Raw genomic sequence first — 14,033 nt, 5'->3', positions numbered from 1 at the left:
GGGGAGGAGACCCCATGCGGGGCAAGAAGAGGCATGAACATGCAAGATGAGAAAAAGAACACTGCAGAGGGTGTGACCGCGCAGACGGAGACAAGGGGGCAAAGGGAGTCCGGGGCGCAGAGCGGGGCGGGGGCCAAACCACGTCCGCCCCACACCCTGAAACGCCTCGTCGATCTGCCGGAATGCCGGCCGAAATCCTCGCAGGAGGATCGTCTTGCCCCGGAACTGGTCGAGGCGATCATGCAAGATCCGAATTACCTCATGGCCGAAGAGGACACGGATTTTCTCGACCGTGCGGAGATGCGGGGCACGCGCCTGATGCTCGACTATCAGAAAACCGAGACCCTGCTGCGCGCCCATGGCATCGCCCATTCGATCATCGTGTTCGGCGGCACCCGCATCGCCGAACCGGAAGAGGCGAGGACCCGGCTGCAGGCGCTCGAGGCGCAATGCGCGCGCTGCCCCGACGATGGGGATCTCGAGCGCCAGCGCCGGATCGCGGAACGGCTGGTCGAGAAGAGCCGCTATTACGAGGTTGCGCGCGAGTTCGGGCGCATTGTCGGCGCCTCCGAAGGGCCGCGCGGCAACCGCCTCGTGGTGATGACCGGCGGTGGCCCCGGCATGATGGAAGCCGCGAACCGTGGCGCCGCCGAGGCCGGGGCGCGCACGGTCGGGTTGAACATCTCGCTGCCCCATGAGCAATATCCCAACCCCTATGTCACCCCCGGCCTGTGTTTCCGGTTTCACTATTTCTCCCTGCGCAAGCTGCATTTCCTGCTGCGCGCGCGGGCGCTGGTGGTGTTTCCCGGCGGCTATGGCACGCTGGACGAGCTGTTCGAGACCCTGACCCTGATCCAGACCCGCAAGATTGCCCCGGTGCCGGTGGTTCTCGTCGGGCGGGCCTATTGGCAGCGGGTGTTCGATGTCGATTTTCTGGTCGAGGAAGGGGTGATCGATCCCGAGGACCGGGATCTGTTCTGGTATGCCGAGGAGGCGCAGGAAATCTGGCACGATATCCTGCATTGGTACAAGCTGAGCGGGCGCGAGATCGTCGCGCCGCATGAGGAAGATCTCGAAAGAGGAGGTTCACGATGAAACTCACAAGCCATGGTGCCGCGCACCAGGTCACCGGCTCCTGCCATCTGATCGAATGTGCCGGGCGCAAGATCCTGATCGATTGCGGCATGTTCCAGGGCGGGCACGGGCTGCATGCGGACAATGCCGCCCCCTTCGGTTTCGCGCCCGCCGAGATCGATGTCGTGCTGCTCACCCATGCCCATCTCGACCACTGCGGCCGCCTGCCGCTTCTGGTCAATCAGGGGTTCAGGGGCGAGATCATCGCCACCTCCGCGACCCGCGATCTGGCGCGGCTGGTGATGATGGATTCGGCGCATCTGCACGAGGAAAACGCGCGTCGGCACCATCGCCACGGTGAACGCGCCGAGCCGCTCTATGACACGATGGACGCGCTCGATGCGGTGGACCGGTTCGGGCGCATCGCCAAATACCGCCAGCCGATCCATCTCTTTCCCGGAATCACCGCGAGTTTCCACGATGCCGGGCATATCCTCGGCTCGGCGTCGATCCTGCTCGAGCTGTCGGAAGACGGCAAGACGCGCAAGATCCTGTTCTCGGGCGATCTGGGGCCGGAGGGGCGGCCGCTGCTCAACGATGCCGCGCCGCCGGAAGAGGCGGATATCGTGGTGATGGAAACCACCTATGGCGATCGCAATCACCGCAGCCTGCCGGCCTCGATCGAGGAATTCTACGAGGCGGTCGAAGCGGCGGATGCCCGCGGCGGCAATGTGATCATTCCGACCTTCGCGCTCGAGCGGGCGCAGGAATTGCTGTGGTATCTGCGGGTGGGCATGAACAGCGGCCGGTTGCGCAAGACCATGCCGGTGTTCCTCGATTCCCCCATGGCGATCTCTGCGACCCGGATCTTTCAGCGCCACAAGGAGGCCCTGCGTCCCGAGCTGCGCCAGAAGATCGAACATGGCGGCGATCCCTTTGCCCTGCCGGATCTGCATTTCATCCGCGAGGCGCATGACTCCATGTCCTTGAACCGCATCCGCTCCGGCGCGGTGATCATGGCGGGCTCCGGCATGTGCACCGGCGGGCGGGTGCGCCATCACCTGCGCCACAACCTGCCGCATTCGGATTGCAGCGTCATTTTCGTTGGTTATGCCGCCGAGGGCACGCTGGCGCGGATCATCATCGATGGGGCGAAACAGGTGAAACTTTTTGGCGATGAAATTCCGGTGCGGGCGCATATCCACACGATCAACGGGTTCTCCGCCCATGCCGATGCCGAGGATCTCACCCGCTGGCTGGGCCGGATCAAGGGGGTCGAGCGGGTCTTTCTGGTCCATGGCGAAACGGGCGCGATGCACCATTTCGCCGAAGGGATCAAAGGTCCGAAGGTCGAAATCCCCGAGCCGCATGAGAGTTTCGATCTCTAAGGAACCTCTCCGCGCCGACCGGGACGGGAGCCGCAGGTGTCTTATGTCACGGGCGCAGGGCAGGGGCCATCGCCTGTGCAACCCCAGGCCCAACTTCAGGTCCAACTTCAGGCCCGTTGCCAAGTCTGTTGCCATGCCCGGTCACGCGGCCATGGCCTTCGCTAGCGCCTCATGGGCACGCGGATCGCTCATCTGGGTGACGTTGAACCGCATGAACCGGGTGGCGGATTGCGACGGGCTGAAAACATTGCCCGGGGCCAGCATCACGTTGTCTTCCATGGCACGTTGCGCGATGTCACCGGTGTCCGTGCCCTCCGGAAAGCGACACCAGAGGTAGAAACCGCCCCGGGGCAGGGTCCACGGCGTGATCCCCAGAGGCGCGAGCTGTGCTGCCACGGCCTTGCGCGCGCCGGCCAGGCGGCGGTGCAGCTCGGCAATATGTTTGCGATAGCCGCCCCCGGTGAGGACATGGGCCAGCAATTCGGTGGCCACTGGGCTCGGCCCGCCGAAACTCGTTGCCACCTGCAAATCGACCAGCGCTTCGATCCAGTCGGCACGCCCGGCAATGTAGCCGCAGCGCACCGAGGCCGAGAGCGTCTTGGAAAACCCGCCGATCTTCAACACCCGATTGAGCCCGTCAAGCACGGCCAGCCGCGGTGACGGCTCCGGCTCGAGATCGACGAACGTGTCATCCTCGACAATCGTCAGCTCATGCGCCGCGGCCAGGGCCAACAGCCGATGCGCGATCTGCGGCGAGAGGGTCGCGCCGGTCGGATTGTGCAGCGCCGAATTGGTGATGTAGAGCCGGGGCGCCCCGGCCAGAGCCGCTTCGAATGCCGCGAGATCCGGCCCCTCCCGGGTATAGGGAACGCCGATGACATTCACCTGATGCGCCCGGAGCAGGGCGCGGAAATTGAAATAACCCGGATCGTCGACCAGCACCGTGTCGCCGGGCCGCAACAGCAGCCGGCAGATCAGATCCAGCGCCTGCGAGGCCGAGGCGGTCAGCATGAGGTGTTCCGGCGTGGCGCTCAGGCTTTCCTCGGCGAACCGCCCGAGAAGGCAGCGCCGCAGCACCAGCGACCCGCGCGCCGGGGCGTAATTGGTCAGGGTCGCCGCATCGCTTTTCGCCAGCGTTCTCAACCCTTTGCGCATCGCCTCATGGGGCATCCAATCCTCGGGCAGCCAGCCGCACCCCGGTTGCACCGCGCCGGGCTGGGCATCGAGCGACTGGCGCGAGACCCAGAACGGATCGACATTGCGGGTCTGCGGCGATCCCGCCGGGGTCAGTTTCATCGGCGGCAGGTTGCTGTTCGACACATAGAAACCGGAGCCACGTTTGGCGCTGATCACGCCTTCGGCGGCGAGCCGGTCATAGGCTTCGACCACGGTCGAGGGCGAGACTTTCATCTGCTCGGCAAAGCGTCGGATCGACGGCATGCGGTCGCCGGGTCCAAGCGCGCGGCGGGCAATCCGATCCCGCAGGACCTGCATCAACATATCGGTTTTCGTCGCGGCCATTCCGGTCCCCCGCAGGAAAAGTGTATCGCTCGAACACCCCATACAGTTCTGTGAAATTGTATGGGATTGTCCCTGTCTATCCCGGTGTCTCCCACATACCCAGAGGAAAATGAGGTGAGGCATCATGGATCACAAACTGACGGGCTGGGGCAGCGGGTTTCTTGGCGTTCTGATATTCAGCGGCTCGCTGCCGGCGACGCGGGTGGCGGTGGCGGATTTCGCGCCGCTGTTCCTGACCTCGGCGCGGGCGGTGATCGCGGCGCTGCTGGGGCTGCTCTGCCTCCTGGCCCTGCGCCAGACCCGCCCTGATCGGCGTGATCTCGGCGCGCTGGCCGTGGTCGCGCTTGGCGTGGTCATCGGGTTTCCGCTTCTGACCGCGCTGGCGCTGCAATCCATTCCGGCGGCGCGTTCGATCGTCTTCATCGGGCTTTTGCCACTCGCCACGGCGATCTTCGGCGTGATCCGTGGCGGCGAACGACCGAAACCGGCGTTCTGGCTTTTTTCGCTTTTGGGCGCTGCGACCGTCTCCGGCTTTGCCTGGTCGCAAGGCGCGGGTGGCGCGCTGCGCGGAGACCTGTTGATGCTCGCGGCCATCGTGATCTGTGGTCTCGGCTATGCCGAAGGGGCGACCCTGTCGCGCCGTCTGGGCGGCTGGCAGGTGATCTCCTGGGCACTTCTGATCGCTCTGCCGGCGATGGCGGGTCTGGCAATGCTGACCTGGCCCGAGACGCTGTCCACGGTGTCCGGCCCCGGCTGGATCGGCCTCGGCTATGTTGCCCTGTTCAGCATGATGCTGGGCTTTGTCTTCTGGTATCGCGGGCTTGCGCTCGGCGGGATCTCGCAAGTCGGGCAATTGCAGCTTTTGCAGCCCTTTTTCGGTCTGCTGCTGGCGGCGCTGCTGCTGAACGAGCCCATCGCCTGGCAGATGGTCGCCTGCACCGGGATCACCGTGCTCTGCGTTGCCGGCGCCAAGCGTTTCGCCTGAGGAATGACCCGCGAGGAAACCCCATGTTTCACATCCTTCTCTGGTTTCTGCGTCTGAGTTGCCTTGGCGCAGGTGTCGATGCGACTAGGACCATGCGGGGGCAGCGGCCTTTCCCGCCACAGTCCCGGGATGATTTCGGGCGCTGAGCCGGGCAGGGGGCGAGCGCCTGCTGCCGATCGGTGAACGGCCGAAGGTCTGGTCTCTCATCCCGGTCCGCCTCCCCGGCTGCGTCAAAACTTGCGCGTCACAGGTTTGCCGGGCGCGGAAGGTCGCGCGAGCATCCTCGCTGTCTCGCGTGCCCGGCGTCGTGCCTAGGGCGCCCCGTGTTCACGCCGATGTGACTTTACCCTCCAGTGGCTGGAGGGTTTAGAACGGGATCAAAGGAGACCACCATGAACATCGGACAGGCTTCGGCGCGCAGCGGATTGCCGATCAAAACCATCCGCTATTACGAGGAAATCGATCTGATCAGACCGGATCGGGCGGAAAACGGCTATCGTGACTTCGATGACGGCGCGCTCGATCAGCTCAATCTTCTGGCACAGGCGCGGATCATGGGGTTCTCGCTCGAGGAGTGCCGCAGCCTCCTGGCGCTCGATGCCGATCCGGAGCGCCACAGCCGCGATGTCCGGGCCCTGGCCGAACACAACCTGCAGGCCGTGCGCGACAAGATCACCAGCCTTCAGGCGCTTGAGGCGCGGCTCACCGATCTGATCGGGCGCTGTCACGGCGATGAGGCCCCGGAATGCGCGATCCTCGACGGGCTGTGCCACGGGGCGCCGCAGTCCCGGGCTTGACCTGAGGGCTGAGAAGACACATCGTCCAACGAAGCAACCCCGGAGATCCCGTGCATCGCATCGTCACCCTCTTGCTGATCGGGCTTCTGGCCTTGTTCTCCGTCCCTCGGACAGGCGGTGCGATGGGGATGGGGCATGACATGGCGCGCGCCGCACAGGACGCCGTCGCCCAAGACACTACCTCTGAGGATGCCGCCGCGTTGACTATGATCGTCTTGGCGCATCAGCACAGCGCCTGCCCGGACTGTCCCGGGGGTATGAGCGATCTCGCCCAGGGGGATATCCCATGCCCGCATGGCGCATTGTGCATGATCGTCACGGTGACAGGTATGGCGGAGTTGCGCGTCGCGCGCGCCATGCGCTTTGTCGATTATCCGACGCTTGCGATCGCAACTCCCGTGACGCGCGCGCCGGCGCTCGATCTGCCGCCTCCCCGTATCGGGTTCGGCCTCGTCTGAACCTTTTTTCGGTGGCGCAGCCTCGCGTCACGTCTCGATACGGAAACACCCATGAACAAATTTGTCCTGCCCGCAGCCGGTGTCATTGCACTGGCGCTCGGGGCCTATCTCACCTTGAAACCCGCACCGGCGAGCGCCCCCATGGCCGCCTCCTCGAAACCCGCCGAAGGCGCCGCCATCGTCCAGGTCGCCCTGCCGGATATGCTTTCGGCCAATGCCGAGATCGGCAAACGCGCCTTTGATGCGGTCTGCGCCGCCTGCCATGGCGAAAATGCCGCCGGCAAAGAGGGCTTCGGTCCGCCGCTCGTGCATAAGATCTATGAGCCTTCACATCATGGCGACATGGCCTTTGTCATGGCCGCCGAACGCGGTGTGCAGGCGCATCACTGGCGCTTCGGCAATATGCCGCCGCAACCGGGCGTGACACGGGGCGACGTCAAGGCGATCGTCGCCTATGTCCGGGAAATGCAACTGGCGAACGGGATCAACTGAGATGAAGCCGATTGCATTTTCCCGTCGTCAGTTCCTTGCCGGGACGGGCGCGCTGAGCCTGTTGCCCCGGGCAAGCCTTGCCGCAGGGCCGGAAGGGCTGACCGCGGAGGTCGCACAGGCGCAGATCGCGCCGGAGACCTATCCCGTGACCGAAGTCTACAGCTATGGCGGAGCCTTCCCCGGCCCGATGATCCGTCTCCCGCAAGGCGGGCGGATCAGACGCGAACTCCTCAACAATTTGCCGGTGCCGACCTCGATACATTGGCATGGCATCCGCATCGACAATGCGATGGACGGGGTGGCCGGTCTGACCCAGGAAGCGGTGTCGCCCGGGCAGAGCTTCACCTATGATTTCACCCTGCCGGATGCCGGAACCTATTGGTATCACGCCCATACCAGCTCGATGGAACAGGTCGCGCGCGGGCTCTATGGCCCGCTGATCGTGGAGGAAGCCGACGGCCCGGATGTCGATCGCGATGAGGTGCTGATGCTCGATGACTGGCTGCTCGATCCCGAAACGGCGCAGATCGATCCGGCTTTTGACCATCCGATGGATCTCAGCCATGCCGGGCGCCGGGGCAATCTGATTGGCACCAACGGCCGCTATGGCTATCGGCTCACCGCAAAACGTGGCGAGCGGTTGCGGCTCAGGTTGATCAACGCCGCGAATGCGCGGATTTTCGTGCTGCGGCTCGCCGGGCTTTCCGGCTGGACCGTGGCGCTCGACGGCATGCCTCTGGACGCGCCTGAGAAGGTCGATGGCGAGATCATCCTCGCGCCGGCACAGCGGGTCGATCTCATCGTCGATGTCAGCGCCGAGGAGACCCAGGAGGTTGCCATCCTGCGCGCCGACGATGACGAAGAATGGCGGGTGCAGGTCGGGTTCGATCTGTCCGGTGAGGCAACAGGGCGCGCGGCGGAGCCGCTGCCGTTGCCGCCCAACCCGGGCATGGCCCCGGTCGATCTCGGCCGCGCCACAAAGCTCGAGATGCGGATGGAGGGCGGTGCCATGGGCAATATGCCCTCGGGCCGGATGAACGGTCAGATGATGGGCTTTCGCCAGATGATGCAAGACGGCATGTTCTGGACGCTGGCGGGCGTGGCGGGCATGGACGAGGCGCCGTTTGCCCGGCTGTCGCGCGGCGAACCGGTGCGATTGAAACTGATCAACGACACGGTCTTTCCGCATGCGATGCATTTGCACGGCCAGCATTTCCGCGAAATCGTCGGGGAGGTGCAGGGACCGATGCGTGACACGCTGCTGAGCCTGCCGGGGCAAACGACCGAGATTGCCTTTACGGCCGACAACCCCGGCAAATGGCTGTTCCACTGTCATATGCTCGGCCATGCCGCCTCGGGCATGACCACCTGGATCGAGGTGGCCTGAACCTCCGGCGAGGGGCGCTCAGAACCGGGTGCCCCAGCGCGGATGCAGATCGTCGACCACCAGCGGATGACGGTGGGTCGCGTGCCCCTGTAGATGCGGATGATCCGGCGGCAGGTTGTCGTGGCTGTGCTCGATCTCCACCGGGTCGCCCCTGGGCCAGAGGCGCAGCGCGACGGCAAGGCCGAGGGCCGCGAGCAGCGAGAGCGCGATCAGCGCCGGTACGGTGCCGAAACGGGTGATCAACCAGCCCGAGAGCGGATAGGTCAGGAGCCAGCAGGCATGCGACAGGGCGAATTGCGCGGCGAAAAGTGCCGGCCGGTCCTCGGCATGGGCGGAGCGGCGCAGGAGCCGCCCCGACGGCGTCAGCACCGTCGAATAGCCCAAGCCGGTGAGCGCCCATGCGGCAAGCAGCGCCGGCCATGACAGCCCCCGCAACGAGATCCAGACCGCCAGCGCCAGCAGCACCGCGATCATCAGCGCCGCCCCGGTGAGCATGACCGGCCGGTCGGGCCGGCGCTCGAGCAGGCGCGGCAGAAACAGCGCCGCCGCCATCGAGCCCATGCCAAAGGCGAACATGGTCCAGGCCAGGGCACTCTCGGAGAGGCCAAGTTCGCCGCGCACGATCACCACCGAATTGACCAACACCATGGCGCCCGCCGCCGCCGCCGCGAGGTTGACGGCGAGAAGCCCGCGCAGCCGCGGCGTGGCAAGATAGATGCGCAGCCCCCGTGTGGTGCGCTCATAGATGCCGCGCGGCTCCGAGGCTTTCGGGCTCGGCAGCAGAATCGAGACTACGAGCAGAGCCGATGCGATGAACCCCGCCACCGTGCCGAGAAACAGGCTGTTGTAGCTCATCACCGCGAGCAGGAGCGCAGCGAGCGTCGGGCTGACGATATTCTCCAGATCATAGGCCAGACGAGAAAGAGAGAGCGCGCGGGTGTAGCGCGCCTCCTCGGGCAGGACATCGGGGATCGTTGCCTGAAATGTCGGGGTGAACGCGGCGGAGGCCGATTGCAGCAGGAATATGAGCGCATAGACCTGCCAGACCTCGGTGACGAAGGGCAGGGCGAGCGCCGCAGCGCCCCGGATCAGATCGAGCGTCACCAGAAAGGCCCGCCGGTTCACCCGATCGGCGAATGCTCCCGCCACGGGCGCGATGCCGACATAGGCCACCATCTTGATGGTGAACACCGTGCCCAGCACAAGGGCGGCATTTTCACCGGCGAGATCATAGGCCAGAAGCCCGAGCGCCACCGTGGCGAGCCCGGTGCCCAGAAGCGCCACGATCTGCGCCAGGAAGAGATGGCGATAGGTTCGGTCCTTGAGAATGTCGAGCATCGGGGCCTCACAGGTAGCGCGAGATGGCTTTCATCTCCGCCCGGTCGGCTTCGCCCGCATCGAGGCAATGCTCCATGTGGTCGTGGATCAGCGTCTGTTTGGCATTGCGGATCGCGCTCTCCACCGCCTGCAATTGCTGGGCGATGTCGCGGCAGGACCTGCCCTCTTCGATCATCTCTATGACCGAGCGCAGATGCCCGTCGGCGCGTTTGAGGCGGGCGATGACCTTGGGGTGGCTTGCATGCCGATGCGGGTGTGTCATGGCTCATCACTATCCCCCGGGGGAGGATGTGGCAAGATGCGAGGTCGCAACCGGTATCGACCCATTGTCTGCGCCCGGTCTCGGTCCCCGCCCGGCGCCCGTTCCGGTGTTCAGGGGAGAGGGCGGATACAGCTCGCCCTCTCGTGCCGGGCCGCCAGGCCGTCCGTCAGGTTGGCATGTTGGCGGGCAGGTTCAGCGGCTCTGCGCGATTCTGGTTTTCACCATCGTGTTGAGCACGGACAGCCGCTTTTCGGGGCTGTCTTGCGCCACTTTTTCAAGGGCCTGGATGTCGGCCTGAAAAGCGTTGAAGTTCCGTTCGAGCGCCTCGCTCGAGAGCGGCTGGCGTTCGTGCAGGTCAACGAAATTCTCGGCGCTGGTGGCGAGGAAATAGAAGGCGGCGGCATGTTCGGGCTCTGTCAGGGCGCGTTCGAATGCGGCTTTGGCCGCCGCCGAATAGGCGTGAATGCCGCGGCCTTTTTCGGTGATCAGATCGAGAAGGAAGGTGAACATCGGTGTCTCCTTAAAACATCGGGGGATTAAAACGTCAGGCTGCGTGCGCCACCATGGGCGGCGGACCAGTCGAGCGGGTTGTCGAGGAAGTCGGCGATCATATCACGCTGTTGCGGGGTGAACCGGTCATGCGCGCGGGCCACGTCGAGAATATCTTGCCAGGTGGCCAGCGCATGCAGGCGGATGCCGGCCTCCGACATCGCCACCCGGGTCTCGGGAAAGATGTCATACTGGAACAGCATGAACACGTCCTGCACCGCGAGCCCCGCCGCCCGCAGCGCCTCGCAGAACCGCAGTTTCGAGGCGCCGTCGGTGGTCAGGTCCTCGACCAGAAGGACGCGTTGGCCCGGCTCCCATATGCCTTCGATATGCGCCTCTGGTCCAAAGCCCTGCGCGCGCTTGCGCACATAGTGCATCGGCAGGCCGGTCAGGGCGGCGATCCAGGCGGCAAAGGGGATGCCGGCGGTTTCGGCACCGGCGATGGCGTCGATATTGGTGCGGCCGATCTCGGCGTCGATCACCTCTGTGGCAAAGCTCATGAGTTTCTCGCGCAGGGCGGGGACGGAAATCACCTTGCGCACGTTGATATAGACCGGGCTGGCGATCCCCGAGGACAGGATGAACGGTCGGGCACCGGCCACTTCCACGGCCCGGATGTCGAGCAGCGCCAGCGCGGTGCGGCGGGCGAAATCGGCCCGGGTCTCGGGGCTGAGGGGCATGGTCTGGGAGAGGGGCTGGGGGAGAGTCTTGGGCATGGCGCGAGGGTCCTTCATGATGCCGCCTCCATGTAGTTGGAAAGAATATCGACGCCCACCATGAAATCGGCGATCTCCATCGCCTCGTCGGGATTGTGCGAGCCGTTGCGGTTGCGCACGAAGACCATGCCCGAGGGCACGCCCGCCTGCGCGAACACCGCCGCGTCGTGACCGCCGCCCGAAGCCATGGAAAAGGCCTCTCCGGTGACATTTGCCATGGCCTCTTCCAGCGCTTTGACCAGTGTCGGGTCCATGAGCGCCGGGGCCACGGCGACCTCGGCGCCGAGGGTGAAACGCACACCACGGCTGCGGGCGATATCCTCCATCTCGCTCTTGAGATAGCTGCGCATCCGGTCGAGCGTGGCGGCGTCCTGCGAGCGGATGTCGAGGGAAAAGGCGATCTCGTCGGGGATGCGGGCGATGGCGTGCCGGGTCGGATCGGTGCCGACCACGCCCGAGGTCAAGACGAGATCCTGTCCGGTGTTGAGCAGATGCCGCCAGGTGCCGTCGAGCCGGTGCATCAGCTCGGCAAAGGCCAGAACCGGGTCGTGGCGATAGGCGCGCGGCACCGCGCCCGAATGCCCGGCCTGGCCGATACAGCGCGCGTCGCGGTAGCGGAAATTGCCGCGAATGCCGGTGACCACAGCGGCGGGGATGTTGCGTTCGACCAGAAGCGGCCCCTGTTCGATATGCAGTTCGAGATAGGCGTCGATCCGGTTCAGATCGCAGAGCGGCCGATGCGCCTTGACCGGTGCGGTGTCGATGCCGAGGTCTTCGAGATGTGCGCTCAGGGGGCGACCGTCGCCCTTGTGCGCGGCGTTGAATTCGCCCTCGGGCAGGGTGCCGGTGAGCATTTTCGAACCGATGTAACAGGCCCCGAACCAGGCGCTTTCCTCGCCGCGCATGGCCAGAACCTTGACCGGGCGAGAGAGGCTGCGCTGCCCGCGGCGGGCGGCGATCAGCACGATCAGCCCGGCGATCACACCCGCGAGCCCGTCGTAATTCCCGCCCATGGGGACGCTGTCTACGTGGCTGCCGATGACGGAGAACCTGCCGGCCTCCTCGTGTTCCGGAAGAGAAAACAAAAGGTTGTGTCCCGCATCTTCTGTAACGCACAAGCCTTCCGCCCGGGCGCGGGCGGCGAGATAGTCCAGCGTTTCGCTCTCGGTCTCGGAAAAGGCCGGACGGCTGACGCCCGCCGTGTCGCGGGACAGAGCGCGAATGTCCTCGAATATCTCAGCCGCGAGGACGGAGAGTTCCTCTGTGCGATGATGTTTCATTCGAACACCCCGGCCTCGGGCGCCTCGATGCTGCCGATGATCTCGTCGAGCGAGGCGATGCCGCGTGCCACCATCCAGCCCTGCAGCTCGGTGATGAGACGTGCCATGACGGTGGGCGACTGGAAGGTCGCGGTGCCGATCTGCACCGCGCGTGCGCCGGCGATGAGGAATTCGAGCACATCGGAGAGGGTCGAGATGCCGCCGCAGCCGATCACCGGAATGTTGCAGGCCCGGGCGCATTGGTAGGTCATGCGGAGCGCGATGGGTTTGATCGCCGGGCCGGACATGCCGCCCATGACATTGCCGAGACGCGGGCGGCGGCTGTCGATGTCGATCGACATGCCGAGCATGGTGTTGGCGGTGACCAGAGCGTCGGCGCCTGCGGCTTCGGCGGCCTGGGCCACCTCGACCGGGGTGCCGGTGTTGGGCGTCAGCTTGGCCCAGAGCGGCAGATCGGTCTCCGCGCGCAGCCGCGTCACGACCTCATGGGTGGTATCGGGGCGCATGGCAAAGGCGTTGCCGTCGGCCTCGATGTTGGGGCAGGAGATATTCGCCTCGATCGCGGTGACGCCGGGCAGGCTGACCTCGGAACACAGCCTTGCGAATTCATCCATGGAATGCGCCGAGATCGACACCACGAGCGGGGATCTGAACCCGGCCCAATAGGGCAGCATGTCGTCGCGGAAATAGTCGATGCCCTTGGACGGGATGCCGATGGCGTTGATCATGCCCGATTGCATGTCACAGACCCGCGGCGTCGGATTGCCCGCGCGGGTGCCGTGCATGATGGTCTTGAGCACATGCGCGCCCAGAACATCGAGGTCAAAGACATCGGCAAGGTCCTCGGAAAACGTGCCGGAGGCGGGCATGATCGGGTTTTGCAGCGTCAGCGATCCGATCCGGGCGCTCAGGTCGGGAGAGAACAGATCTTTCATTACATGGCCTCCGAAATGGCGAACACCGGCCCTTCGCGGCAGACCCGGCGCTGAATGATCCGCTCGCCGACCCGGAAGCTGCGCACACAGGCCTGACACATGCCGAGGCCACAGGCCATTTGCTGTTCCATGGCGATCTCGCCGGGGATGCCGTGGATCTCGCCAAGCTCCTGCAACAGGCGCAGAAGCCTTGAGGAGCCGCAGGTGTAGAAGGCGTCCACGTCTCCACGGGCGATGCGCGCTTCGATCAGCGGGCGCAGCGCCTCGGGGGTGGAGCTGCCGTCCTCGTCATGCACCACGATCACCTCGGCGCCGTAGCTTTCGAACAGGGCGGTAGACATCGCCAGATCGGGGCGGCGTGCGGAACAGATCGCGGTCAGCTTGCGGCCCTTGTCCTGCGCCATGCGCGCCAGAGGGGCGAGGGTGGCAAGCCCGACGCCGCGCGCCACCAGCAGGAGGTTCTGCCAAACGTCCGGCATGGAAAACCCATGCCCCAGCGGGCCGAGCACGTTGAAGGCGTCGCCGGGCGTGAGCGTGGCAAGGCCGCGCGTGCCGGCCCCCGCGATCTTGTAGAGAAACTCCAGCCGGCCTGCGGCTTTGTCATAGCCGTAGATGCTCATCGGACGGCGCAGGAACGGGCTTTCCCCCTCGGGTGCCGGACAGAGCAGTTGAAAGAACTGACCGGGCTGGCAGTCGAGAATGGCTTCGGGGGCGTCGAGCGTGAGCAGGCGATATTCGCCATTCACCGGGGTGTTCGAGACCACGCGACAGGTGGCTTCGGAACAGCGGGGCCGCAGCCCCTGCGGAACAGGGACGGACACGGTGGTCGGAATGTGGGTCATTGGTCTGCC

Annotated in this window: 15 protein-coding genes; 7 read left to right on the top strand and 8 right to left on the bottom strand. The window is 65.3% G+C overall.

Translation table 11 applies throughout. From position 1 onward, the window contains the following. Positions 1–39: 39 nt before the first annotated feature. Positions 40–1,095, top strand: a complete 1,056-nt coding sequence (locus BM151_RS07255) for an LOG family protein (RefSeq protein WP_090060108.1) — start codon at positions 40–42, stop codon at positions 1,093–1,095. Further along, on the top strand, positions 1,092–2,462 hold the full coding sequence (locus BM151_RS07250) for an MBL fold metallo-hydrolase RNA specificity domain-containing protein (RefSeq protein WP_090059547.1): 1,371 nt from the start codon (positions 1,092–1,094) through the stop codon (positions 2,460–2,462). Before BM151_RS07255 ends, BM151_RS07250 begins: the two co-directional genes overlap by 4 nt. A 141-nt stretch (positions 2,463–2,603) precedes the next feature. Here the strand turns inward: BM151_RS07250 and BM151_RS07245 are convergent, their stop codons facing one another. Then, complete coding sequence (locus tag BM151_RS07245) at positions 2,604–3,983, bottom strand: aminotransferase-like domain-containing protein (protein WP_090059545.1); 1,380 nt, start codon at positions 3,981–3,983, stop codon at positions 2,604–2,606. A gap of 124 nt (positions 3,984–4,107) precedes the next feature. Between BM151_RS07245 and BM151_RS07240 the strand changes: the two genes are divergently transcribed. From BM151_RS07240 to BM151_RS07220, 5 genes are all read left to right on the top strand, one after another. Then, positions 4,108–4,968 carry a DMT family transporter gene (locus tag BM151_RS07240; protein ID WP_090059544.1) on the top strand — a complete coding sequence of 287 codons (861 nt, stop codon included), beginning with the start codon at positions 4,108–4,110 and terminating at the stop codon, positions 4,966–4,968. 392 nt (positions 4,969–5,360) lie between these two features. Continuing rightward, the gene (locus BM151_RS07235) at positions 5,361–5,765 is read left to right on the top strand and encodes a MerR family DNA-binding protein (protein ID WP_090059542.1); all 405 of its coding nucleotides are present in this window, start codon (positions 5,361–5,363) and stop codon (positions 5,763–5,765) included. A gap of 50 nt (positions 5,766–5,815) precedes the next feature. Beyond that, complete coding sequence (locus BM151_RS07230) at positions 5,816–6,223, top strand: hypothetical protein (protein ID WP_090059541.1); 408 nt, start codon at positions 5,816–5,818, stop codon at positions 6,221–6,223. 51 nt (positions 6,224–6,274) lie between these two features. Continuing rightward, entirely contained in the window at positions 6,275–6,715 is a 441-nt protein-coding gene (locus tag BM151_RS07225) for a c-type cytochrome (RefSeq protein ID WP_090059539.1), read from the top strand. A 1-nt stretch (position 6,716) separates the two neighbouring features. Beyond that, complete coding sequence (locus BM151_RS07220) at positions 6,717–8,102, top strand: multicopper oxidase family protein (RefSeq protein ID WP_090059538.1); 1,386 nt, start codon at positions 6,717–6,719, stop codon at positions 8,100–8,102. An 18-nt stretch (positions 8,103–8,120) separates the two neighbouring features. On the opposite strand, the gene BM151_RS07215 is transcribed toward BM151_RS07220, so the two are convergent. From BM151_RS07215 to BM151_RS07185, 7 genes are all read right to left on the bottom strand, one after another. After that, positions 8,121–9,440, bottom strand: coding sequence for an MFS transporter (locus BM151_RS07215; protein WP_090059536.1), 1,320 nt, complete (start codon positions 9,438–9,440; stop codon positions 8,121–8,123). 7 nt (positions 9,441–9,447) lie between these two features. Further along, positions 9,448–9,702 carry a metal-sensing transcriptional repressor gene (locus tag BM151_RS07210; RefSeq protein WP_090059534.1) on the bottom strand — a complete coding sequence of 85 codons (255 nt, stop codon included), beginning with the start codon at positions 9,700–9,702 and terminating at the stop codon, positions 9,448–9,450. Between the two features lie 192 nt (positions 9,703–9,894). After that, entirely contained in the window at positions 9,895–10,212 is a 318-nt protein-coding gene (locus BM151_RS07205; protein WP_090059533.1) for a hypothetical protein, read from the bottom strand. Positions 10,213–10,238: 26 nt separating this feature from the next. Further along, positions 10,239–10,967, bottom strand: coding sequence for an orotate phosphoribosyltransferase (locus tag BM151_RS07200; RefSeq protein ID WP_218151339.1), 729 nt, complete (start codon positions 10,965–10,967; stop codon positions 10,239–10,241). Between the two features lie 14 nt (positions 10,968–10,981). Then, the gene (locus tag BM151_RS07195; protein ID WP_090059531.1) at positions 10,982–12,247 is read right to left on the bottom strand and encodes a Zn-dependent hydrolase; all 1,266 of its coding nucleotides are present in this window, start codon (positions 12,245–12,247) and stop codon (positions 10,982–10,984) included. Beyond that, positions 12,244–13,182: a dihydroorotate dehydrogenase gene (locus BM151_RS07190; protein ID WP_090059529.1), complete on the bottom strand. Its 939-nt coding sequence runs from the start codon at positions 13,180–13,182 to the stop codon at positions 12,244–12,246. Before BM151_RS07190 ends, BM151_RS07195 begins: the two co-directional genes overlap by 4 nt. Next, positions 13,182–14,024: a dihydroorotate dehydrogenase electron transfer subunit gene (locus BM151_RS07185; protein WP_090059528.1), complete on the bottom strand. Its 843-nt coding sequence runs from the start codon at positions 14,022–14,024 to the stop codon at positions 13,182–13,184. The genes BM151_RS07190 and BM151_RS07185 overlap by 1 nt, the downstream gene beginning before the upstream one ends. Positions 14,025–14,033 lie beyond the last annotated feature (9 nt).

The sequence above is a fragment of the Celeribacter neptunius genome (genome assembly GCF_900113955.1).
GTDB lineage: Bacteria > Pseudomonadota > Alphaproteobacteria > Rhodobacterales > Rhodobacteraceae > Celeribacter > Celeribacter neptunius.
The sequence above is the reverse complement of the archived record's forward strand: the minus strand, read 5'-3'. Positions and strand labels throughout refer to the sequence as shown.